Source organism: Prosthecobacter sp., from assembly GCF_034366625.1.
GTDB lineage: Bacteria > Verrucomicrobiota > Verrucomicrobiia > Verrucomicrobiales > Verrucomicrobiaceae > Prosthecobacter.
Genome location: NZ_JAXMIH010000006.1, coordinates 799,727 through 822,796 on the forward strand (window position 1 = coordinate 799,727; position 23,070 = coordinate 822,796).

Genomic DNA, 23,070 nt, shown 5'->3' on the forward strand with positions numbered 1-23,070 from the left:
AACTTGCCGTGAGTCCCCTTTGGGATGAAATGCACGCATGACCGCCGCTTTTACCCCCAAACTCGATTCGGCGTGAAGTACGTCTCTTTGCACGAAGCCAGCGGTTATGGCATCACGGCACGGCGCAACATCACGGGCTTGGTGAAGCACGGCGCGCCGGTGACCTGGACGCCGATGATGCCCGGCCGGCGCTGGTGGCAGGGTTATGAACCTTTCTGCGGCACTTTGGTCGGCGATCCTGAACTGGATCCTGTTTGCAACCGGCGGGTGGATTATGACACGGTGGTGGTTCATACCGTGCCGGAGTTTTATCCCGACTGGATTCGCCGGGAGCCCGACAAACGCATTCTGGGCTGCACTGTTTGGGAAACCGATGTGATCCCAGACCATTGGAAAGACCTGCTGAATTCGGTGCATGGCCTGATCGTCCCCTGCCAGTGGAACAGGGAGGTGTTTGAGAAATGCGGTGTGCGAGTTCCCGTCCATGTGGTCCCGCATCTGTATGACGAGCGGCCGATGCCGGCCCGTATGGAATGCCACGACATTCCGCAGGAAGATTATGTGTTTTACACCATCGGCGAGTGGGCGCCGCGCAAAACGATCTGGCTCACGGTGCGCGCCTTTTGCGAGGCCTTCACGGCGGACGACAAGGTGACTCTGGTCGTCAAAACCAACCGGCACGATCACACGCAGAGTTTCTGGCGCCCTTTTCCGCGTTCGACTGCCCGGGCGCTGGAGCAGGTGTTGCGAGACTATCCGAACCCGCCGCGCATCAAGCTGCTGCCGGAGCCGCTGAGTGATGACGACATGCTCCTTCTGCATGCCCGAGGTGACTGCTACGTGTCTCTATGTCGAAGTGAAGGCTGGGGGATGGGCGCTTTTGACGCCGCCCGTTTTGGCAAGCCGGTCATCATGACGGGTTATGGCGGCCAGTTGGATTTTCTGCCGCCGGATCTGGCCCGCCTCATTCGATATCGGCTGATTCCCGCCGAGGCAGGCGCGAGATGGCGTTCATACACCCGCGACCAACAGTGGGCCGATCCAGATGTGAGCCATGCCTCCCAGGAAATGCGGCGGGCCTATGAATCACCTGATGTGGCGGCGGAGCAGGGCCGGAAACTGCGCGAGTTTGTGCTGTCGCGGTTTCAGAACAGTCGCTCGATGGAAAAACTCGTCGCCATTCTGCGCGGAGAAGGCTAGTCGTTGCGCTTTGCCGCGTGATCCCCAAGATTTTCCATTTTGTCTTCGGCTTGAAGAAGCAGCGCGAGCCGTTTCACCTCGCCTTTTATCTGTGTCTGGAGTCGTGCTTCCAGGTGAACCGGCCGGACGAAGTACGCCTTTATTACCAGCACGAGCCATACGGCCGTTACTGGGACATGATCAAACCCAGACTCACCTTGGTGAAAGTGGAGCCGCCGCGTCGCATCCTCGATTTTCGTTACCGGCAATGGTTTGCGGACCGGTATCGTTACGCGCATCTCTCCGACTTTGTCCGGGTCGAGAAGCTGCTGGAAACAGGCGGCGTGTACGCGGACATGGACACGTTGTTTGTGAATCCAATCCCGGAACGGCTCTACCAGCAGCGCTTTGTGCTGGGACGTGAGAACGATGTGCCCTGCGAGCGCACCGGCGTCATGCGCTCCTCGCTGTGCAACGCCTTCATCATGGCCGAGCGTGAGGCGGAGTTCGGCCGCGTCTGGCTGGAAAAAATGAATGCCGCGTTCGATGGCTCCTGGTCGAATCATTCCTGCCAGTTGCCCCATCAGTTGAGCGAGGCGATGCCACACCTCCTGCATGTGGAACGCCAGGAGTCATTCTACAAGTTTCAATGGTCGCGCGAGGATCTGCGGCGCCTGTTTGAGGAATGCCACGCCGCTGACCTGGGCGACGTGCTTAGCATTCATTTGTGGAGCCATCTGTGGTGGCGGCGTCTGCGCCTGGATTATTCCCGCTTCCATGCCGGGAAGCTGACGGAGGAGTACGTCCGCACCGCCAACACCACCTATGCTGTGGCGGCGCGGCGTTTTCTGCCGGAGGGCGGCGCGGAGCCGTCTCGAACACGCAAGCTTTGGAGCGGACTTCTTCGGTCTTTTTCCAAGACCGGCTGACTTTCTTCAAACCACCGCCAGCGCCTCGTCAAAGCGCGCGATCAAGTTCGCTGTGTCTTCCAGGCCTGCGGACACGCGAATGAGCCAGCGGCTGACGCCGCAGGATTCGGTCCAGTCGAGTTCGTCGAAGTGCGCGAGCAGCGTGTAAGGGCAGGCGAGCGTGAAGTTCGTGCCGAGGCTGGGGCCTTTGCACACGCGCAGGGCGTCGTAGAACTTCGGGCTCGTTTGCTCCGGATTTTTCAGCGTGAAGGAGAACAGGCAGCCGTGACCACCATTCTCACGGCGGATGAACTCGTAGCCGCGTCCGCCTTCGTTCGCCGCATGCCAGACGCGATCCACCTTGGGATGCGAGCGCAGATGCTCGGCCAGCGCCTTCGCATTGCGGCTCATAGTGGCGGCACGTTGAGCGAAGTCGCGGCTGTTGAGTTCGAGCGCCACGGCATCTCCGCGCCACAACTCATGATCGGCGTGTGCGGTCAAAAACGCGGAGAAGGCGGCGTGATGCGGTGATTTGCGGTTCAGGACAACGCTGCCGGCCAGAACATCGCCCACGCCGGAAAAACTCTTCGTCAGGCTCGTCGTCACCACATCGGCGACGCGATGCGCATTGACATGCGCGACGGTGGAGATGGTGTCATCGACGATGATGGGAACTCCTGGTTGCGCGGAGGCGCGAATCGTGAGCAGGCGCTCGAAATCGACGCAGCGGAGCAGCGGATTGCTCGGCGCTTCGCAGAAGATGCCAGCCAGCGGCTCGCGTTGAAGCAGATCGCGCAGGTCGTCATACTCGCTGTCCTTGATCAGCGGCAGGAAATGCGCGCCGCTGCCGAAAAGCTGCTGGAGTTTGAGCACATCGACATAGGGGAAGTCGAGCTGTGCGGTTTTGCGGCCCGGAAACAGATGCGTGAGCATGCGATGCACCGCAAAATTCGCCGCCATGCCGGAAGGGAAGAGAAACACGTCCTCCGGTTGCTGCCCGGCGAGCTGAGCGATGCGCTGTTTGATCGTGAGGTTGGCAGCTTTGCCTTCGGCTTCGGTCACACTGCTCGATTTCGATCCCAAAGCCTCGCAGGCCTGCCGTGTGCTGACGCACTCACCGCAGAAACGCCAAAATTTGCGGGCGTTGACGTAGCTATCCGCAGGAAACACGGCGACACCGAGTTGATGCGCGGTCCATTCGACCACGCGGCCGGTTTTGATGAACTGCACGCAGCGCTCCGCATGCACGACACGCGGAAAGACAAGGCAGCGCTCGCCCGCGGCGGCGAATTCCTTTTCCGCCGCTTCAAACAGCCGTGTGATCGCTGGCGGGCAGCAGAAGCGCGGGTAGCCGGATTTGAATTTCGAAACGATCTCCTGATCGCCTTCCTCATAGCCGATCACATGTTTCCACAACGGCAGGCACACGGACACGCCGAGTTCGTGATCAGGGATCGCCTTGCCGAGGTCTTCGGCGTTGCAGAGAGGGTGTTTGAGGAGGTCAGACATTAAGAAAAGGGGCGTGTCCTTACTTCGCCGCCAAAGCCCGGTCAATGTCCGCCCACAAGTCTTCGACGTGCTCGATGCCCACGGAGAAGCGCACCAAACCATCGGTGACGCCGGCAGCTTCGCGGGTTTCCTTGGGAATCGAAGCATGGGTCATGCTGGCGGGATGAGCGACCAGGCTTTCGATGCCGCCGAGGCTTTCGGCCTGCGTGAAGAGGCGCAGACGGCGGATGAAGGCGAGGGTGTCGCCGTAGCTCAGGCCGAAATCAGCCAGCAGCATGCCGCTGCCGGCTTTCATCTGCTTCTTGGCGAGCTTGTGCTGTGGATGGCTGGGCAGGAAGGGATACTTCACGCTTTTGACGCCTTTGCGGGTTTCGAGGCGTTTGGCGAGTTCGAGAGCGTTTGAGGAGTGACGCTCCATGCGCACGGCCTCGGTTTTGGCACCCCGTGAGACGAGCCAGGCATCGAACGGACTGGGCTGCAAACCGATCGCCTTCTGCGCGAAGATCATCTTCTCCTGCCACTCGTCGGAGTTCGTGCAAACAGCGCCGCCCAGGCTGTCGCTATGGCCGTTGGTGTATTTCGTCGTGCTGAGGAGTGAGAGATCGGCGCCGAGATCGAGCGGCTGCTGGAGCAGGCTGGAGGCAAAGGTGTTGTCCACGGCAACGATGCTGCCGACGCTGTGCGCGGCGGTGCTGAGGGCCTTGATGTCGAGGATTTTCAGCAGCGGATTGGTGGGTGACTCCAGCCAGACCAGCGCGGGCTTCAGTTGCGCGATGAGATCGTAGTTCTCGGGGTTGGCGAGGTTGGCGTATTTGATCGTGACGCCGAAACGACGCAGCACCTTTTCAAAGATGCGGTAGGTGCAGCCGTAGATCTGCTGCTCGGAGAGGATCACATCCCCCGCTTTGAGAGAAAACAGAATGGCGGAAATGGCGCTGATGCCGCTGGCGAAGACGGTGCAGTGCTTCGCGTTTTCCAGACTGGCGAGCGTGGCCTGCAGGTTGCGGAAGTTCGGATTGCCGGAGCGCGTGTAGTCAAAACCGGTCGGATTGCCGGTCTCGAACGTCGAGGTCATGTAGATCGGCGGGATGACCGAGCCGGTCTCGCTGCGGTAGTCCTGGCCGACGTGGATCGCGCGTGTTTCAAAGCGTGCGTCGGAGGGAAGGGTCGGGTCTTCTTTCATCGCTTGATGATGGACACGCAGATTTGGCTTTGCAAGGCCCTGCGCTCATGCTTTATGAATCAAATCCGCTCTTTCATGTCCGATCCCACTGCTCCTCGAAAATTCCGTCGTGTTCTCCTCAAACTCAGCGGTGAAGCACTGAGACAACCAGGCAGTACCGACAACATCTCCCCGCCCATCGTCGAAGATATGGCGGCGCAGATCAAAGCGGCGCATCAAACCGGCCTCGAAATCGCCGTCGTCGTCGGTGGTGGAAATTTCTGGCGCGGCGTGACGGCCAGCAACAAAGGCATGGAGCGTGCCACGGCGGATTACATGGGCATGCTGGCCACGGTGATGAATTCACTGGCCTTGCAGAGCATGCTGGAGGCCATGGATGTGCCGTCGCGGGTGCAAAGCGCGATCAAGATGGACAACGTGGCCGAGCCCTTCGTGCGCCGCAAAGCCATGCGCCATCTGGAACTTGGCCGCGTGGTGATCTTCGCCGCCGGCACGGGCAATCCGTTCTTCTCCACCGACACCACCGCCGCGCTGCGCGCCAGCGAGATCAACGCCGAGATCGTGCTGAAAGCGACCAAGGTGGACGGTATTTACGATTCCGATCCCGCCAAGAACCCGAACGCGGTGAAGTTTGACCGCGTCAGCTTCCACGAATGCCTGACACGCCAGCTCAAGGTGATGGACTCCACGGCGTTTTCCCTCTGCATGGAAAACAACATGCCCATCGGCGTGTTCAGCATGAACGAGCCGGACAACATCCGCCGCGCACTCGTCGGCGAGTACATCGGCACGATGGTTGATGCGAAGGGCTGAATCCCGAGTTCAAATCTGAATTTTCCAATCCCAAGACTATGGACCCTGAAATGACCATGCTGGAGGCCGATGAGGCCATGACGAAGGCCGTCGAGCACGCCATCCACGAATTTGCCACCGTGCGCACCGGCAAGGCCAACCCCACGCTGGTCGAAAACATGGATGTGCATGTGATGAGCTACGGCAGCCACATGAAGCTGAAGCAGCTCGCGATGATCACCACGCCGGACGCGCGGCTGATCCGCATCGAGCCGTTTGATCCCAGCACTTTGCAGGACATCGACCGCGCGATCCGCGAATCACGCCTCGGTCTCAATGGCTCCATCGAAGGCAAGGTCATCCGTCTGCCAATTCCCTCCCTTTCGCAGGAACGCCGCGAACAGATGGTGAAGATGTGCAAGACCCTCGGCGAAGACGCCCGCGTGCGGGTGCGCTCGGCGCGGCGCGATGCACTCGAAGCCATCAAGAAGGGTGAGAAAGACGGCAGCATCACCGAAGATGATCTCCATCGCATGGAGAAGGAGATTCAAACCATGACCGACAAGAAGATAGCCGAAATCGACCAGCATGTGGTGTCGAAGGAGAAGGAAATTCTGACGGTCTGAAAGTAACGACGTGTTTTCCGCAAGCGACTACCTCGACCTCACGCACACGAAGCATGGCATCCTGTTCCCGGATGACTCGCCCGTGTGGACGGCATTGACGCGGATCGAGTCCTATCTGGAGTTCCGGTTGCAGCGTGAGATCCGGGTCCAGGTGCCGCCGGGGGCGTTCATCGGCGAGGATGTGTTTATTGATGAAGGCACCACACTCGAACCCGGTGCGGTAATCAAAGGTCCGGCCTGGATTGGGCGGAACTGCCAGATCCGTGCCGGCTGCTACATTCGCGAGAACGTGATCGTCGGCGACGGCTGCGTGCTGGGAAACTCGTGCGAGTTCAAGAACTGCGTGGTCTTCGACGGCTGTGAGATTCCGCACTACAACTATGTGGGCGACTCGATCCTCGGTCACAAGGCGCATCTGGCCGCCGGCGTGATCCTTTCCAACGTGCGGCTGGACCGGATGGAGGTCACCGTGAAGACGGACACCGACACAATCCCCACCGGCTTGCGGAAATTTGGCGCGATCATCGGCGATTACGCGGAAATCGGCTGCAACAGCGTGATCAGCCCCGGCAGCATCATCGGGCGGCGCAGCATCGTGTATCCGTTGACGCATTTCAGCGGCGTGCTTGATGCGGACCTTCTGTTGAAGACGCGGCAGACGCAGCAGGTGGTGAAGCGGAAGAAGTAACGGCCAGGGTTTGAATACATCCCGGGCTGAGGCGTCAGAGCAGCATCTCCACGTTCATGAAAGCCCGGCTCCGCTCCCTTTTTGTCGTCACGGTCTTGGTTTCGTTCGCCAGTTGTGACAAGTCCACACCGCCCGCTGCCAGCATGGCTCCAGCGCCTGTCCCAAACACGGCGGAGACGGAAATCCAGCTCGCCGAAGCACGGGATGCCTTGCAGCGGCAGGCCTTGGAGATCGATACGAAGACAGCGCTGATGGAAAAGCAGCTCGCCGAGATGGAACAGGCGCTCAAGGACCGTGAAAACGCCGAGCTGCGCGTTTCGCTCGACGCTTTGAAGAAGCAGAACGACGACCTGCGAGTGCAGGCGGATGCGGCACGGCGTCAGAGCAATGTGATCACGCAGCGCATCGACACCACCACGCCGCGTGTGAGTGTGCCGCCGCAGATTTCCGCCCCGCGTGATTACTCGCTCTTTTATGAACGTCTCGCGCCTTATGGCCGCTGGATGGATGTGGGCGGCTACGGCTACTGCTGGATGCCCACCATCACCACGGCACGCTGGCGGCCATATGTGGATGGCTGCTGGGTGTGGTCATCGCTGGGCTGGACATGGCAGTCGAACGAGCCTTTCGGCTGGGCGGTGTATCATTATGGCCGCTGGGTGAATCTGTCGCGCCACGGCTGGGTCTGGGTGCCGGGCAGCGAATGGGCGCCGGGCTGGGTCTCCTGGCGTCAGAGCCGCGACTACGTCGGCTGGGCACCGCTGCCGCCGGAAACCGGTGCCTGCCGTGAAGTGTACCGCGATTGCGATTCACAGTACAACCTCGGCCCGTCGAGCTACACCTTCATCACCACGAATCATTTCGTGCAGCCGAGCTACACCACGGTTTGCGCCCCGGTGACGTACAACACGACGATTTTTCAGAGCAGTGTGAACGTAACGCAGATCGTGCGTTGCGACGACCACTCTCGCCGCAACGTCTTCAAGCATCATGGCGGCCCGCCACGGGCGCAGATGGAGCAAGTTTGCGCGCGTCCTGTGCCGCAGGTGCAGGTGAATGCCGTTCAGGCGGGTCAACTGTCACGGCCACGTCCTGGACATCGCCAGCATGAAGCCGTGATTGCACCAGTCATCGTCGAACTCCCGGCCGTGAAAGCTGGCGCATTGCCCGCGAGGCCGAAAATGGCTGATCGCATCGAAAAGCCGAAGGTGGTCAGCGGATTCGATGGCGTGCCGCAAAACGCGGCGGCGGAGATTCGTGAAACGATTGCCGAGGACAAAGCGACCGCCGTGGTGCAGCAGCCCGTGATCGTGACAACACCCGCCGTCATCCCGAGGCCTGCGGCAGAAAGTCACCCCAAACGGCATCGCGACCCTGCGGAGACCGCCCCGGTGCTCGAAACCGTGCGTCCTGCCATCGCCGTGAATAACCAAGCGCCTGCGGAAACCGTTTCAGCTCCCGTGGTCATGCCCCAGGCCACAGAAAAGACGACACCTGCGGTTGTGATCGAAACCAAACCGTCCGCAGCCCCTGAAGCCGCTCCATCTGCGGTGATGCCAGCCGTTTCCAGCAGTCCACCTGAAACCAAGATCGTGGAGAGTGGCGTTTCGGCCCCTGCCCTGCCTCAAACCGCCCCCATGGCTGTTCCTGCGGTCGAGCCGATGAAAACGGAGTCGCCCGTGACTGCCGCGGTTCCCGTTCCAGAGCCGGAAAAAGCACCACAGGTACCTGTGGCAGAAGTTCCGGCCGCCATGCCTCCTACGCAGGGGGTGGCAACACCGCAGCCGGTGGAAGTGGCCGTTACGCAGCAAGCAGCCGCCGAAAAGATGACCGCTGAGCAGGCTGCCATCGCCAATGCGGCCGCTGCGGCCGAGAAAATCCGGGTGCTCGTCGCTGAACAGCAAGCTCAAGCCAGCGCCATGCAGCAACGTCCGCAACAGGAGGCCCAGGAACGCCTGCTTGCCGAAAAAATAGCCGCTGAGCAGGCAACTGCCGCCGCTGAAGCCGAAAAAACCCGCATGCAGGCTGCCACTGCCCAGCAACAGGAGGCGCTCGCCGCCCAACAGCGCATGGCCGCCGAACAGACCGCTGCTGAGAACGAAAAAGTACGTCAACAGGCCCAGGCCGCTGCGATGCAACAGCAGCAGGAACAACTTGCCGCGCAGCAGCGTATGGCTGCGGAACAGGCCGCTGCCGCCGCCATGCAGCGCCAGCAGGAGGAAGCGGCACGCCGTGTCGCCGAGGAGCAACAGATGCGCGCCCAACAAGAAGCCGAACGTCGAGCCCAGGAGATGGCGCAGCGCCAGGCGGAAGAAGCCGCCAGGCGTGCGCAGGAGGCTGAGATGCGCCGTGCCCAGGAAATGGCCCAGCGTCAGGCTGAGGAGCAGGCACGCCGTGCCGCTGAAGAACAGATGCGCGCCCAGCAAGAGGCCGCGCAACGCGCTGCCCAAGAGATGGCTCAACGTCAGGCCGAGGAAGCCGCCCGTCGTGCCCAGGAAGAAGCCCAGCGTGCCGCTGCTGAAGCCGCGCAACGCGCTGCGGAAGAGGCCGCACGCCGCGCAGCCGAAGAAGCCGCGCGCAATCAGCCGCAGCCAGCGCCTCCAGGTCAGTAACCTTGGTGAACTTTCGCGCGGATCACACCCGCAGCATGTCCTTCACCACCTGCCAGTAGAGGAAGACACAGCCGCGCCAGGAGTAGCGGAATTCGCCGTTGCCGGTGGGTTCGATGACGCCGGCGGTGATGTTGTGGTCGATCTGCACGCTCATGTCGCGTTCGATGTAGGCGTGCAGGAATTCGGTGTCCTGGAGTGCGAGGTCTTCGAGGCGGATGCCCTCGTGTTGGAGAAAGGCCTCATGCCGTTCCAGCAGATCCTCGAACGAGGCGGCGTGCGTGAAGCGGTTCAGCCGCTGCTTGGGCGAGTGCTTCATCGTGGCGGCGAAGGGATAGTTCGTCGTCGTGAAGGTGATGCCGCTGCTGGCCCGCGAGGTGAGGCTGACATACGAAAATCCAAAGTCGCCCTGCAGGGCAAGCGCGATGGCGGCCTGGGTGCGTTTTCCCTCATGGTAGAACAGGCGCATGAAGTGATCCGTCTGGCTCCATTGCCAGCCGGTGTCGCCGACTTCGGTGAATCCGGCATCTTCGGCCTCGCTGCTGAGGTCGCCGAGTTCGGGGAACACCTCGCGGGAAGGCGGGAAGCGGTGCTTGATCTCGCTTTTGATGGGGAAGCGCAACCGGCGCACACGGAAGATGATTTCCAGCCACGGCAGCATGAACCAGGCTGCGATAAAGATGCCGCCGCCGGCATGCGTGCCGGTCAGGTAGTAGCCGCTGAGATACGAGGCTCCCAGCAGCGCGAGCCAGCCCAGCTTCTGGATGAACCGGTTGTCGAACGACCGGCACGCGATGGCAAAGACGATGGCCGCCGCGACATACAGAATCTGCTGGAGTGTGGTGTCCATGAAGACCGCAGGGTTGAGTGCGGGGATTGAGGCTAAGGGAAAATTTCCGGCAAATCAACCCGGCATGTGACGGCCCGCCCGCACTTCAAATAAAAAGGCCGGACACACCTCCCGATGCGCCCGGCCCTCTGGACCAACTTAACCACTAAAATGTCTGTATGATGACCTCACGCCGTCGTCAGAAATTGATCTGCGCCTGGATGCCGAGGTAACTGTAATCCACATCGCGGTAGCGCGGGCCTGCCACCGTCGGATTGTCCGTGGTGTTGGTGCGCGAGCCGCGTGCGTACATCAGGGTCAGCTCCAGTTCGGGATAGGGAATGTATTCCAGGCCGATGGCGATCTCATCGACGTTGTTTTTCGGCGCGTTGGCGGCGAATTTGCGGGCGCCGTCAAAATGCTGCCAGCGCACAAACGGAAGCAGCTCCGCTTGATTGGCGAAGACATGGCGATAAACCGCCTGCACAAAGCCGCCGCTCAGAGCCGCACTGCTGATGGTGCGCAGATCGTCGCTGAGCTGCGGGCCCTCGCCCCAAGTCCATTCGGCCTCCAGACCGAAGGGCTGCGGATAAAGAATGGCATTGATCGCCACGCGGCTGTCGCGAACGCCACCGCCACCGATGACGTTCGGCGTAACTGCCACCCCCGCAGGGGTGAAAGTCCCAGCGGTAGTTGGCACATAACGTCCGCTGTAATAGCTGGCACCGACTTCGAGGATCTGACCGTTGTCGAACTCGAACGGATAGGCCAGGCGGGCGATGTAGTGCATGTCGCCATTGCGGTCGGCGTTGTTGATGCCTTGGCCGCTGTACACGCCCACGTTCAACACTCCATAGTCGCCGGAACCGCGCAGACCCGCTTTCACGAGATCCTTGTAGCGGTTGCGGATGTGATAAGGCGCCCAGATGAAGTAAGCGCCGAGGTCGCGCTCACCCTCCACGGCGGAGTTCAGCGCGTCCGGGCGCTCCAGCGCGTAGCGATTCTGCGAGGATTGCAGGTTCGAGAAGCCGTACGGCACCTTCGAGAGACCCAGGCGCACGCGGAACTCACGGGCGGGGTCAAGGGACACGTCTGCGTACACATCACGGGCCTGCAGGGCGTTCACGCCGCCAACACCAGCCATGAAGTCGGTTTGCAGGTAAAGGTAGAGATGGTCGGTCACATCACCACTGAGCACGAGACGCCCGCGACGAATGCCAAGGCTTTGAGTGTCGCTGACGAAGGGATCGTTCGGCTGAACGACGCCCGGATTGTCTCCATCACCGATGAGGCCGATGAAGCGGGTCTGCACATACCCGCGCAGCTTGATGCGCTCATACCACTTGTCGGAGAGCAGGGCGTCGAGGTCCGTCTTGCTCATCGTGGAGGGGGAGGTGTTGTCGCTGACGCGCGAGATTTCCTCCACCTGGCCCTTGGTGCTCAAGAGGGTGGATTCGAGATTTTCGACCTTCGACTCCGCCTGGGTCAGGCGCTTTTCCAGTGCCGGAGCAGGAGTGGAAGCCTTCGGCGCTCCCTTTTCCTCATCCTTCATCGTCTGAATAAGCAGATCGTATTCATCGGCGGTGATCGAGCCCTTCTGCTTCAGGATGTAGAACAATTTCTCCATCGCCGGGCTGGCGGCCAGCGGCAGGGAGGGTGGCAGGGCTATGGTGACCGCCGTGATGAGGGCGAGCAATCGGGCGAAAGCGCTGTGAGGTTTGGTCTTGAACATGGGATGTGTCAGCTTGGTAAGATTGAGCGTTCTTCCGTCACACAGTCGGTGTGACGGCGGGCGCTTCTTAACCGAGCGGCGCCACTGCTGACGAGAGGTGCTGTGTTACATTTCCGTCACCGATTGAGACTTGGCCAGCCTGCCTATTGTGACGATTTCTTCACACGAGGCGTTTTGACCATCGGCAGTGTTCGGACACCCTCGCCGTGCCACATTACGGCATTCATCCAGAGCATACCCATCCATGAAACTCGCCCTCTCCGTCCTTTTCATCACCCTTGCCTCGGCTTTGACCTCCCAAGCCCAGACCACGCTCCGCATCCGTGGTTCCGACACGCTGGGTGCCAAGCTTGTCCCCGCCCTCGCTGAAGGCTTCAAGAAGCAGGGCGGCAAAGTCAGCTTCGACATCGCCGCCGAAGGCTCCTCCACCGCTTTCACCAATCTCGCCGCTGGCACCGCCGAAATCGGCATGTCCTCCCGCAAGATCAAGGCCGACGAGCGCACCCTCTGCCGCAGCAAGGGCATCGACATCAACGAAATCGAGATCGCCTGGGACATGATCACCGTCGTGGTGAACAAGAATAACCCCGTCGCCGACCTCAAAAAGAAGCAGGTCATGCAGATCTTTGCCGGTGACATCAAAGATTGGAGCGAGGTCGGCGGCACCCCCGGCCCGATCTCCGTGTACACCCGCAACACCTCCTCCGGCACCTACAAAGACTTCATGACCATGGCCATGAAGGGCCGCGAATACGGCTCCAACAGCCAGAAAATGGCCGGCAACGAGCAGATCGTCTCCGAAGTGGCCTCCAACACCAACGGCATCGGATACATTGGCTATGCCTACGCAGGCTCCAAGGGCATCAAAGTCGTCTCCATCGACGGCGCTTCGCCCAATCCGGCTGCGGTGAAGAGCTACGTCCTCGCCCGCCCCACCTTCCTTTACACCGGCGGCGAGCCCTCCGGCACCGTCAAGGAGTTCATCGACTTCTGCCGCAGCCCCGCCGGTGCCGCCATTATCACCAAGGCAGGCTTCGTGCTCGTCAATTGAGTGTGCGAATCGTTGGTTGACCCTTCTTAAAATCCGGCGATGGAGAAAATGGCTTCTCTTCGCCGGATTCTTGTTTAGAGGGCTGAAATAACCTGCATGGACAGTTCTGAGTCACCCTCTCGGCCCCCGCTGCGCACCCTGCTCGTCAGGAACCGCAAACGCACCGTGCTGGGGATGGACCCTCAACAGGTCATCAAGTATTTCTTCGGCTTGAACGCCAGCACCGCCGTCATCGTGCTGGTGCTCATCATGCTCTTCCTCTTGCGCGAGGGCATCGACTTCCTGCCTACCTACCGCACCGAACTCGTCACTTACCGACGCGCCGGGCTGGAATTCTGCGACATCATCGACAAACCGCTCAAAGAGCACCAGTCGCTCTCCAGCAGTCTGCGCCAGTCGGTGAGCGGTTCGCTCGACACCCTCGGCAAAACCGCCCGCGACCGCCGTGACACCGCCTTTTTGCTCAGAAACCAGGCCGAGGAAAAAGCCACGCAGCAACGCGAAACACTCGAACAAGCCTTGGAGCAAACACCACCGCCAGCGGCTGACAAACTCGACATCCTTCGCCGCGAGCAGCAAAAAGCCGCCGCAGATGCCGCTGCATCACTGGTTTACCCCGATCTCTTCACCGCAGCGGAGAAACAACAGCTTCAGACCGAGTTCGCCGCGCTGACTCCCGAAGTCACCGATCTCCCGCCCTTCCTGCAAACCCTCGCCGCCGCATTTACCGCCAAAGATCGCGAGGCCCGCACGAAATTCGAAGGGCTCGTCACCGCCCAGGAGGAATTCGAAGAGGCACCCGAAGGTCTTCAAGAAGTGCTCGATGAACTCAAGGAGCACGCCAAGGAGACCAAGAAGGCGGCTGACGCGTTCCACGCTCTCGAAACCAACCGCCAGCGCCTCCTCAAAGCCGCCGCCAAGGCCAAGGATGCGGATAAAAAAGCCAAACTCACCAAAGAGGCCGAAGCGTCCGTCGCCGAACCGGTGAATCTCGAAGAGCGTACCAAAGAACTCACCGCCCGTGCCGGAGAATTGCGCGAGCAGCTCGAAAACTACGTCAAAGACGCCGAAAAAGCCTCTGCTTCGCTGCCGCAGGAAGCCGGAACGCCCGCCGCCACCGCCATGCTCGCCGATGTGCGCGCCAAACTGCCCGTGCATGTGAAGGAAATGCGCGATGCGGCGCTGCAACTTGATCAGTGGCGCTCCGACAAACCCGTTTCGATGATCAGCGTCATCGGCGCGTTCTTCTTCGGCTCGAAATGGATCACCAACAGCTCCTGGCAGGATTTCTTCGGCTTCGTGCCGCTGCTCACCGGCTCTCTCGTCATCGCGCTCATCGCCATCCTCATCGCCACGCCGATCAGCGTCATCGCCGCGATCTACACGAACCAGTTCGCCTCCGAACGCGAAAAAGAGATCATCAAGCCGATCATCGAGTTCATTCAGGCTATTCCATCGGTTGTGCTGGGCTTCATCGGCATCTCCCTCGTGGGGAATTTAATCAAGGACTTCAGCGAGGTGAGCTGGCTGCAATGGGTGCCCGGCTTCCCGATCCAGGAACGCCTGAATATGTTCAACGCGGGCTGCCTGCTCGCCTTCATGGCCGTGCCCACGATGTTCAGCCTCTCCGAAGACGCACTGAATAATGTCCCACGCGCCTACATCGACGCTTCGGATGCTCTCGGAGCCACGAAACTGCAAACCGTCTTCCGCGTGATCGTCCCCGCGGGCATCTCCGGCATTCTCTCCGCCATCCTGCTCGGTCTCGGCCGTGTGATTGGTGAAACGATGGTCGTGTTGCTCGTCGCGGGCAACCGCATCGCCATTCCCGACTTCAGCGCCGGTCCCGGCGTCATCTTCCAGCCCGCGCACACGCTCACCGGCATCATCGCGCAGGAACTGGGCGAGGTTTCACGCGGCAGTTCACATTGGCAGGCGCTATTCATGGTCGGCATCGTGCTGTTTGCCATCTCGCTGCTCGTCAACTGGTGCGCCCGTGCCGTGGCCCGCCGCTTCGAACCCCACAAGGCATGAACCCCGTCCCCACCGCCGAAAATCCCTTCGCTGGCGACAACTCCGGCATCCAGAAGCGCGAGACCGCCGCGCGCTGGGCCTTGCGCGTGGGCAGCTACATCGTGGTGATCATCACGCTGGCGATCATGCTGCACATCTTCATCAAAGGCGCGCCCGTCACGTTCCAGTCGAAGTGGCCCTTCGTGAACACGCAGTTCCTCACCGAGCTGCCGTCCCAGCTTCACGTCATCGAGGACAAGCAGGGCAACCACTACGAGACCGGTGTGAACGGTGCCGACGCCATCAAGAAGCAGCTCGGCGACAACTTCCGCTCCGAAAAAACCATCGCCTACTCCGGCGGCGGCATCCTGGGGCCGATTGTCGGCACCGCGCTGCTCGTCATCGTCAGTGTCAGCGTCGCTTTGTTCCTCGGCGTCGCCTGCGCGATCTATCTGAGTGAGTATGCGAAGCACGGCAAATTCCTCGAACTCGTGCGCCTGGCCATTTTGAACCTCGCAGGCGTTCCCTCGGTCGTGTTCGGCCTCTTCGGCCTCGGTGCCTTCGTTTTGACCGCGCCGGTGTTTGTCGATGTGCCTGCGGATCGTTCCGTCTTCGCCATTCCACTCGGTTTCACCACGCTCAGCTTCGAAGGCTGGGACACCTGCGTGCTGTCCGGCGGTTTCACGCTCGCCTTCGTCATTCTGCCCGTCATCATCACCGCCAGCGAGCAGTGCCTTCAAGCGGTGCCGCAAGGATTTCGCGAAACGTCGATGGCCCTCGGTGCCACGCGCTGGCAGACGATTCGCTACAGCGTGCTGCCCTTCGCCACGCCCGGCATTTTGACCTCCAGCATCCTCGGCATCGCCCGTGCGGCCGGTGAGACCGCGCCGATCATGTTCACCGCCGCGCTGGCCTTCAAAGACAAGCTGCCGTGGCAGAAAGATCTGCCGCCGCTGCCTGCTGACGCGTCCATCTTCGCGCATTGGGAGCAGAGCGTGTCGCGCTTCCTCGGCATCTTCACCGAGTCCGTTCAAGCGCTGCCGTATCACATCTACACCCTCGCCGCCAAGATTCCGCAGAACGAGTACTCCGAGCGCGCGCAATACGGCTCCGTCTTCGTCTTCCTCGTTCTCGTTGCCTCCCTGGCCGCCAGCTCGGTACTGCTGCGCAAACGTCTGCGGGCCAAGTACCGCTGGTAAACGCTTCTCCTCTCATGTCCGCCGATTCCACCGCTCAGACCACGCCACCACCTGTTGTCCAGGTGCGTGACATGGATTTTTGCTACGGCACGAGTCCGGCGCTCTTTGACATCAACCTGAAGGTCAAATACCACCGCGTCACCGCGCTCATCGGCCCGTCCGGCTGTGGCAAAAGCACGCTGCTGCGCTGCATCAACCGCATGAACGACCGCGTGCCCAGCGCTCGCGTCACGAAGGGCGAGGTGCTGGTGAAAGGCAAAAACATCCACGACGCAGATGTCGATCTCACGCAATTGCGCAAGCAGGTCGGCATGGTCTTTCAGAAGTCGAATCCGTTCCCCAAGAGCATCTACGAGAACGTCGCTTACGGCCTGCGCATCCACGGCGAGAAGAACAAAAACGTGCTCGATGAGGCCGTCGAACGCTCGCTGCGTCACGCCGCGCTGTGGGAAGAATTGAAGGATCGCCTCAGCGCCAACGCCCTCGCCCTCTCCGGAGGCCAGCAGCAGCGCCTATGCATCGCCCGCGCCATCGCCACGCTGCCGGATGTCCTGCTGATGGACGAGCCCTGCTCCGCGCTCGATCCCATCTCGACGCTGAAAATCGAGGAGCTGATGCACCAGCTCGCCAGCGAGTTCACCGTCGTCATCGTCACACACAACATGCAGCAGGCCGTGCGTGTGTCCGATTACACCGCCTTCCTCCACCTCGGCAAGCTCGTCGAGTTCGCCCCCACCGAGGAACTCTTCACCAATCCCCGCGAAAAGCTGACGGAGGCCTATCTCCGCGGCACCTTCAGTTGAAATGGCCGCCGCAACTCCAGCCCCAAGCACCGAAGAGCCGCTCATCCAGGTGGAGAAGTTCAACTATGCTTATGGCGACCACCAAGTGCTATTCGACGTCGATTTGAACATGCACAGCAAAGACGTGATGGCGCTCATCGGCCCGTCCGGCTGCGGCAAGAGCACGTTGATCCGTTCGATCAATCGCATCAACGACCTCGTCGAGTCCGCCCGCGTCGTCAGTGGCAGCATCAAGATCGACGGCGTCGATTTGTATGCGCCCAACGTCGATGTCATCAACTTGCGCCGCAACGTGGGCATGGTGTTCCAGAAGTACAATCCCTTCCCGCGCTCCATCTTCGAAAACGCCGTCTATGGCCTGCGTGTCGCCGGCATCAAGGATCGCCACGACCTCGAAGAAGCCGCCGAACGCAGCCTCAAGTCCGCCGCGCTGTGGGATGAGGTCAAAGACCGTCTCCATGAGATGGCCACCGGCCTTTCCGGCGGCCAGCAGCAGCGTTTGTGCATCGCCCGCGCCATCGCCTTGCAGCCGCGCATCCTGCTCATGGACGAGCCCTGCGCCGCGCTCGACCCCATCGCCACCGCGCGCATTGAGGAGCTGATCCTGCAACTGCGCGGCCAGTACACTTTCGTCATCGTCACGCACAACATGGAGCAGGCCAAGCGCATCGCCGACCGCACCGCGTTCTTTTACAAAGGCAAGCTGATCGAGGAGGACGATACGATGACGATCTTCCATCATCCCAACGATCCTCTGACCGAGGCATACATCACCGGGCGGTTGACTTGATCGGATAGTCCCAGCCTTTGGGGGCTGGAGCGGTTGAAAAAGTCGTTTTATGCCCCACCTTGGGCGCCCATGAACCTCCGCCCGCTCATCTTCCTCGCCCTTTCCGCCGTCGCTGCCCACGCTGGCGTGGAAGTGGACATGGATGAATTTGGGAAAAGCCTTGGTGGCTGGAAGAAAGAGGACGGCAAGGCGGCGGAGTACAAGTTTTCCGAAAGCGACTACCGCACCTACAAGCCGGAGATCACCAAGTCACCTGACGGCGGCATTTTCATCTCCATGCGTGTCGATCATGTGCGCGGCATGTTCTCGGCGGACGATCACGCGAGCCTGGAAATGAACTTCGCCCCCGACGGAGCACTGCTCTCCGCGCAGGCCTACATTTCGATCCAGGACCGCCGCATCAGCAGCGACATGTTTCGCAGTGCTGGCAAGTCCGCGGCCAATGCCGCCGGTCAGGTGGTGAACGGCCTCGCTGAAAAGGCCGCCAAGCTCGGCAGCGAGGTGTTTGCCAGTCTTGCGGGCAAACTGCTGCGCGAAAACGTCACCGAGCCGGGCCGCGTCGCCTTCCCCGCCGCGTTGCGTCACAACTACAACATGCTCTATCCCTGCGTGCAGGTGGTGAAGGATCCGCTCAAGGCCTTGCCGGTCGAAGAGGCTGTTGGCGCGGTCGCAACGGCACCGGTCAAAGTTCCGCAAACCGAACCGGCCAAGAAAGCTGCTCCTGAAGGCATGATCGAAGTCCGCACCTTTGGCGAAGCGCCGAAGGAAGAGCCGAAAAAGGAAGCTGAACCGGCCAAACCATGAGCCAGCGGTTGCTCATCGATGTCGGCAACGGTCGCACCAAATTCGGGCTCGCCACGCGTGACGCCATCCTCGACCGCCGCGAACATGCCACACGCGAGCTTTCGCCCGATGCCGTGCGCGAAGTCACCCGTGGCTGGGAATTCGAAAGCGCCGTGATTTGCAGTGTCGTGCCGAAGACCGTGCCAGCGTTTCGTGAGGTGTTTGGCGAAAATCTCCTCGAACTGCGCTACGGCACGCCGCTGGGCATCGGCATTCGCTATCCGAAGCCCGACAGCATCGGTCCTGACCGCCTCGCGAATGCCGTGGCGCTCGCGCAGATGCACGGCGCCCCCGGCATCGTCATCGACTTCGGCACCGCCGTGACTTTCGACATCCTGAGCGCGGACAAGTTCTACATCGGCGGTGTCATCGCCCCCGGCTTGCGTCTGATGACGGATTACCTCCACGAACGCACCGCGTTGCTGCCGCGCGTCGATTTGCACGAGCCTGCCAGCGTCATCGGCCAGTCCACCGAGGCCGCGATCCTCGCTGGAGCTGCCTTTGGCTACCGTGGCATGGTCAAAGGCATCCTGGAGGCCCTGAAAAAGGAACTCGGCGGCAAGAACACCCATGTCGTCGCCACCGGCGGCGATGCGGAGTGGATCATCTCCGGGATGAGCGAACGCATCGTTGTGGACCCTGATTTGACCTTGCACGGACTGCGTTTGGTGGGCAATCTCCGCGCCCCGCTCTGAGGCGGGTTGTTATGGCTGACTCTGCAAAAACCTCCATCGGCATCGACTTCGGCGGCACCTCCGTGAAACTCGGCGTGTGCCGGGGCGATGAACTTCTCGTCACCGACGAACCCATCCCCACCGCCCAGTTCCACGGCCCGGCCGCGCTCATCGGCGAGATGGCCGCCCGCGTCGCGAAGCTGCAACAGAAATACCCGGACATCTGCGCCATCGGCGTCGGCGTGCCGGGCCTCGTTGATTTCGATCACGGCTTCGTGCATGAGCTGACGAACGTCCCCGGCTGGAAGCACGTGCCGCTCAAGGCCATCCTCAGCGAAAAGACCGGTCTTCCGGTGCTCGTCGAAAACGACGCCAACGCGATGGCCTATGCCGAGTTTCGTTACGGTGCCGCACGCGGCCTCAAAAACGTCATTGGCCTCACCATGGGCACCGGCATCGGTGGTGGTGTCGTGCTGGACGGCAAGATGTTCCGCGGCAGCGGCTTCGTGGCGGGCGAGATCGGCCAGATGAGCATTCATTTCGACGGTAAGCCCGGTCATTACGGCAATCTGGGTGCCTTGGAAAAATACACCGGCAACCAGCAGATCGCCGAGCACGCCGTGCAGCGCTACGCCGAGGCGGGCATCGAAAAAGATATCGCTGACTGCACACCGAAGAAGATCGCCGATGCTGCGCAGGCCGGTGATGACATCGCGCGTCAAATCTGGGGCGAAGTGGCCGACTGGCTCGGCACCGCCATCGCCAGCATCGCCTGGCTGCTCAATCCCGATGCCTTCGTCATCGGCGGCGGCGTCGCGCAGGCAGGTGATCTGATCTTTGGGCCGCTCAAACGCAAAGTGCAGAGCATGCTCAGCACCGTGGTCTGGGAGCGCCTGCAAATCTTGCCCGCCCGCTTCAGCAATGAGGCCGGCATCATCGGTAATGCCGCGCTGGCGGCGGACGCGGTTTGATAGATAGGGCGGGCTGTCCTCAGCCCACCGTCAGATGGCTCTTGCGGAGCAAGAGCCCTACCCACCTCACTTCTTCTTCGGCTCCCAGTCCTGGGCCTTGATGATGGCTTCGAGATCAGCCTTCGCTTTCAAATTGTCGGGGATGAACTTGAACTGCGTCAGGTAACGCAGCGCTTTCGTCACCTGCATGATCTCGCCTTTCTTGGATTCGATCTTGTCCGCCGCCGTGTTCTTCATGTCGGTGACAAAAGCACCGAGCATCAGTGTGGCGGTGTGGTTCGCATCTTCGTTCGGCTCGTAGCAGAGCGATTCGAAGAGGCGGAGCATCTTCGCATTGCCTTCGAGCTTCGTGGCGTCCTCACGGATGCCTTTGGCGATCTCGGCACGCTTCGCAGCGGTAGCTTCCTCGCTCATGCGACTGGCTTCGCCGCCTTCGACAGCACGTTTCGGAAGCGGGCGATACCAGATGTTGCGGAAGCGCACGGGATTGCCGTGGTCCTGGATTTTGAGCGGGCCTTGGTCTGGAAATGCCCTGGGTTTGGAGCGCTTCATGTGCCCGCCACCGCCTTCGAGCGGCGTGTGGTCCTGCGTGAGCACGCCATTCACGAACACCGTGATGTAACCGGGATCGATTTCCTTGCCGTCTTTGAAGATCGGGCGGCGGAAGACGATGTCGTAGGTCTGCCACTCGCCGGGAGCACGCAGCGGGTTCGCCAGCGGCGGATTGATGCCGTAGATGGATGACGCCATGCCGTCGGGGTAGCTGGGGTTGTTGTAATTGTCGAGCACCTGCACCTCGACCTGGCCCATGAGAAACACGCCGCTGTTGCCACGGCCCTGGCTGTTGCCTTCGACCTTGTTTGGCGCGCTCCACTCGATGTGAAGCTGGCAGTCGGAGAATTCTTCCTTCGTGCGGATGTAGCCGCTGCCTGGCACGCATTGCAGCACGTTGTCTTTGACGACCCACTTCGTCGGTTCGCCATTCTTGTCCGAGATCCATTTCTCGATCTCCTCCGGCTTCCCGCCGAACAGGATGACCGCGTCCGAAGGCGGCGTACCCGGCACTTCCTGCGAACTGAACGTCCCGGGCTCCACACGCATCGGCTGCGGCCGGTTCATGTCATGAATCGCCCACGGATGCGTGGCGTCCGGTGGATCGCCGTAAAAGCCGCCCTCTGCGAGCACGGCGGTGGTGAAAAGAGAAAAAGCGAGCGTGGGGAGTGCGGAGCGTTTCATGGTGAGCGAGTGATACGCAGAGTGTTGCTGCGGGCAATGTGTCATTCGTGCTTTCACCTCACCCAAACTTCCCGCTCACTCGCATCCATCTCGGCTTCCCACGCTTTCAGCTTGGCTTTGAGGTCTGCGAGGATGTCGGGGTGCTGGTAGCCGAGGTTCACGCGCTCGCTGATGTCGGCTTCGAGGTCGAAGAGGAGGTCCATGGTGTTGCCGTCGTTGATGTACTTCCATTTTCCGTGACGGATCGCCTTCTGTTTGCGATTCGAGCGGTCAATGCGCCAGAAGAAGGTGCGTTCGACGGGTTGGGCATCGCCGGTGAGGAGCGGGATGAGATTGATGCCATCGAGCCGCTTTTCCGAAGGTGTTTTGGCTCCGGCAAGTTCAGTGAAGGTTGCGTGGAGGTCCATGGTGATGGCCATTTGTGCAGTGACCTTGCCTTTGGGCAGTTTCGCGGGCCAGCGCATCACGCAGGGCACGCGGATGCCGCCTTCCCAGACGGTGGCCTTATGATGGAAGAGAGGCAGATTGCGGCTGTAGCGCTCGCCGCCGTTGTCGCTGGAAAAAACGACGAGCGTGTTGTCGGCGAGGCCGTGTTTTTCGAGTTCGGCGAGCATCTGGCCAACGCCGAGGTCGATGCGCTCGACCATGGCCTTGTAAATGGCGCGGCTGCCGTGGTGCATGCTTTCTTTGGTCACCATCGGTGTCTCGGGCGCGTCAGGGGCTTCGAACGGCGCGTGAACGGCTAGATGAGGCACATACATGAAGAAGGGTGCGGCTTTGTGATCTCGGATGAACTTCACGGCGCGTTCGTTGATGAGATCGGTGAAGTAGCCATCGCGCTTCACGGGCTCCAAGCCATCGCGCAGGGCGTAGGTGCCGTCGTAGTAGGTGTGCTTGTAGTAGTCCGCGTGGCCGAGCAGTTCGCCGAAATACTCATCGAAGCCGCGTTTGGTCGGATTGTACTCGTCTTTGAAGCCGAGATGCCATTTGCCGAAGGCCCCGGTGGTATAACCGGCCGCTTTGAACTTCTGCGCAATGGTGATTTCCGTCAAAGGCAGGCCGAGGGCGTGAATGTCGGGCTCGGGCACCCATGCGCCCTTCACGCGGCGGAACTGCTCCACCTGATAACCGAACGCGAACTCGAGCCCACATCGCTGCTGCCAGCGTCCAGTCATGAAGCCGGTGCGCGTGGGCGTGCAGACGGGCGCGTTCGCGTAAAAGTCAGTGAACTTCACGCCTTCCGTCGCGAGACGGTCGATGTTCGGGGTCGAGATGTCCGTGCAGCCCATGCAGCCGAGATCGCCATAGCCGAAGTCATCCGCGAGGATGAAGATGATGTTGGGCGGTGCTGCGGCGAACAGCGACGAACCGAGGGCGAGGAGAACAAGAGTGAAGAAACGCATGGCGTGCATGGGAACGCAAAACGTGACCTGCG

General features: G+C 61.0%; 20 protein-coding genes. 14 read left to right on the top strand and 6 right to left on the bottom strand.

The window, feature by feature from the left end; translation table 11 throughout:
• The first annotated feature begins 72 nt into the window (after nucleotides 1–72).
• Both U1A53_RS05965 and U1A53_RS05970 read left to right on the top strand, forming a co-directional pair.
• Nucleotides 73–1,200 (top strand): hypothetical protein, encoded by a 1,128-nt coding sequence (locus U1A53_RS05965; protein WP_322279620.1) that lies wholly within the window; start codon nucleotides 73–75, stop codon nucleotides 1,198–1,200.
• 17 nt (nucleotides 1,201–1,217) lie between these two features.
• The gene (locus U1A53_RS05970) at nucleotides 1,218–2,108 is read left to right on the top strand and encodes a glycosyltransferase (protein WP_322279622.1); all 891 of its coding nucleotides are present in this window, start codon (nucleotides 1,218–1,220) and stop codon (nucleotides 2,106–2,108) included.
• Between the two features lie 6 nt (nucleotides 2,109–2,114).
• Here U1A53_RS05970 and U1A53_RS05975 read toward each other — a convergent pair whose 3' ends face one another.
• Both U1A53_RS05975 and U1A53_RS05980 read right to left on the bottom strand, forming a co-directional pair.
• Nucleotides 2,115–3,596: a PLP-dependent transferase gene (locus U1A53_RS05975; RefSeq protein ID WP_322279623.1), complete on the bottom strand. Its 1,482-nt coding sequence runs from the start codon at nucleotides 3,594–3,596 to the stop codon at nucleotides 2,115–2,117.
• A gap of 19 nt (nucleotides 3,597–3,615) precedes the next feature.
• A complete protein-coding gene (locus U1A53_RS05980) occupies nucleotides 3,616–4,779 on the bottom strand; it encodes a PLP-dependent aspartate aminotransferase family protein (RefSeq protein WP_322279624.1) in 1,164 nt (387 codons plus the stop codon).
• Between the two features lie 75 nt (nucleotides 4,780–4,854).
• Between U1A53_RS05980 and pyrH the strand changes: the two genes are divergently transcribed.
• From pyrH to U1A53_RS06000, 4 genes are read left to right on the top strand one after another with little or no spacing between them, the layout of a single operon-like run.
• A complete protein-coding gene (gene pyrH, locus U1A53_RS05985) occupies nucleotides 4,855–5,592 on the top strand; it encodes a UMP kinase (protein ID WP_322279625.1) in 738 nt (245 codons plus the stop codon).
• Between the two features lie 50 nt (nucleotides 5,593–5,642).
• On the top strand, nucleotides 5,643–6,197 hold the full coding sequence (frr, locus tag U1A53_RS05990) for a ribosome recycling factor (protein ID WP_322279626.1): 555 nt from the start codon (nucleotides 5,643–5,645) through the stop codon (nucleotides 6,195–6,197).
• A gap of 10 nt (nucleotides 6,198–6,207) precedes the next feature.
• Complete coding sequence (locus U1A53_RS05995; protein ID WP_322279627.1) at nucleotides 6,208–6,885, top strand: UDP-N-acetylglucosamine diphosphorylase; 678 nt, start codon at nucleotides 6,208–6,210, stop codon at nucleotides 6,883–6,885.
• Nucleotides 6,886–6,941: 56 nt separating this feature from the next.
• Nucleotides 6,942–9,497 carry a DUF6600 domain-containing protein gene (locus tag U1A53_RS06000; RefSeq protein WP_322279628.1) on the top strand — a complete coding sequence of 852 codons (2,556 nt, stop codon included), beginning with the start codon at nucleotides 6,942–6,944 and terminating at the stop codon, nucleotides 9,495–9,497.
• Nucleotides 9,498–9,519: 22 nt separating this feature from the next.
• Here the strand turns inward: U1A53_RS06000 and U1A53_RS06005 are convergent, their stop codons facing one another.
• Nucleotides 9,520–10,344, bottom strand: coding sequence for a hypothetical protein (locus U1A53_RS06005; RefSeq protein WP_322279629.1), 825 nt, complete (start codon nucleotides 10,342–10,344; stop codon nucleotides 9,520–9,522).
• Nucleotides 10,345–10,522: 178 nt separating this feature from the next.
• Nucleotides 10,523–12,055, bottom strand: a complete 1,533-nt coding sequence (locus tag U1A53_RS06010) for a porin (protein ID WP_322279630.1) — start codon at nucleotides 12,053–12,055, stop codon at nucleotides 10,523–10,525.
• Between the two features lie 244 nt (nucleotides 12,056–12,299).
• Between U1A53_RS06010 and U1A53_RS06015 the strand changes: the two genes are divergently transcribed.
• The 8 genes from U1A53_RS06015 (at nucleotide 12,300) to U1A53_RS06050 (ending at nucleotide 20,399) form a co-directional block, all read left to right on the top strand.
• The gene (locus tag U1A53_RS06015; protein WP_322279631.1) at nucleotides 12,300–13,106 is read left to right on the top strand and encodes a PstS family phosphate ABC transporter substrate-binding protein; all 807 of its coding nucleotides are present in this window, start codon (nucleotides 12,300–12,302) and stop codon (nucleotides 13,104–13,106) included.
• A 96-nt stretch (nucleotides 13,107–13,202) separates the two neighbouring features.
• Complete coding sequence (gene pstC / locus U1A53_RS06020) at nucleotides 13,203–15,140, top strand: phosphate ABC transporter permease subunit PstC (RefSeq protein WP_322279632.1); 1,938 nt, start codon at nucleotides 13,203–13,205, stop codon at nucleotides 15,138–15,140.
• Nucleotides 15,137–16,318, top strand: a complete 1,182-nt coding sequence (pstA, locus tag U1A53_RS06025) for a phosphate ABC transporter permease PstA (RefSeq protein WP_322279633.1) — start codon at nucleotides 15,137–15,139, stop codon at nucleotides 16,316–16,318. The genes pstC and pstA overlap by 4 nt, the downstream gene beginning before the upstream one ends.
• Nucleotides 16,319–16,332: 14 nt before the next feature.
• Complete coding sequence (pstB, locus tag U1A53_RS06030) at nucleotides 16,333–17,121, top strand: phosphate ABC transporter ATP-binding protein PstB (RefSeq protein ID WP_322279635.1); 789 nt, start codon at nucleotides 16,333–16,335, stop codon at nucleotides 17,119–17,121.
• A gap of 1 nt (nucleotide 17,122) precedes the next feature.
• Nucleotides 17,123–17,911 (top strand): phosphate ABC transporter ATP-binding protein PstB, encoded by a 789-nt coding sequence (gene pstB, locus U1A53_RS06035; RefSeq protein ID WP_322279636.1) that lies wholly within the window; start codon nucleotides 17,123–17,125, stop codon nucleotides 17,909–17,911.
• Nucleotides 17,912–17,980: 69 nt separating this feature from the next.
• Entirely contained in the window at nucleotides 17,981–18,715 is a 735-nt protein-coding gene (locus U1A53_RS06040) for a hypothetical protein (RefSeq protein ID WP_322279637.1), read from the top strand.
• Nucleotides 18,712–19,449 (top strand): type III pantothenate kinase, encoded by a 738-nt coding sequence (locus U1A53_RS06045; RefSeq protein WP_322279639.1) that lies wholly within the window; start codon nucleotides 18,712–18,714, stop codon nucleotides 19,447–19,449. Before U1A53_RS06040 ends, U1A53_RS06045 begins: the two co-directional genes overlap by 4 nt.
• Before the next feature lie 11 nt (nucleotides 19,450–19,460).
• Nucleotides 19,461–20,399 carry an ROK family protein gene (locus U1A53_RS06050; protein ID WP_322279640.1) on the top strand — a complete coding sequence of 313 codons (939 nt, stop codon included), beginning with the start codon at nucleotides 19,461–19,463 and terminating at the stop codon, nucleotides 20,397–20,399.
• A gap of 66 nt (nucleotides 20,400–20,465) precedes the next feature.
• On the opposite strand, the gene U1A53_RS06055 is transcribed toward U1A53_RS06050, so the two are convergent.
• Nucleotides 20,466–21,635 carry a DUF1080 domain-containing protein gene (locus U1A53_RS06055; RefSeq protein WP_322279641.1) on the bottom strand — a complete coding sequence of 390 codons (1,170 nt, stop codon included), beginning with the start codon at nucleotides 21,633–21,635 and terminating at the stop codon, nucleotides 20,466–20,468.
• 53 nt (nucleotides 21,636–21,688) lie between these two features.
• A complete protein-coding gene (locus tag U1A53_RS06060; RefSeq protein WP_322279642.1) occupies nucleotides 21,689–23,038 on the bottom strand; it encodes a sulfatase in 1,350 nt (449 codons plus the stop codon).
• Nucleotides 23,039–23,070: the final 32 nt, after the last annotated feature.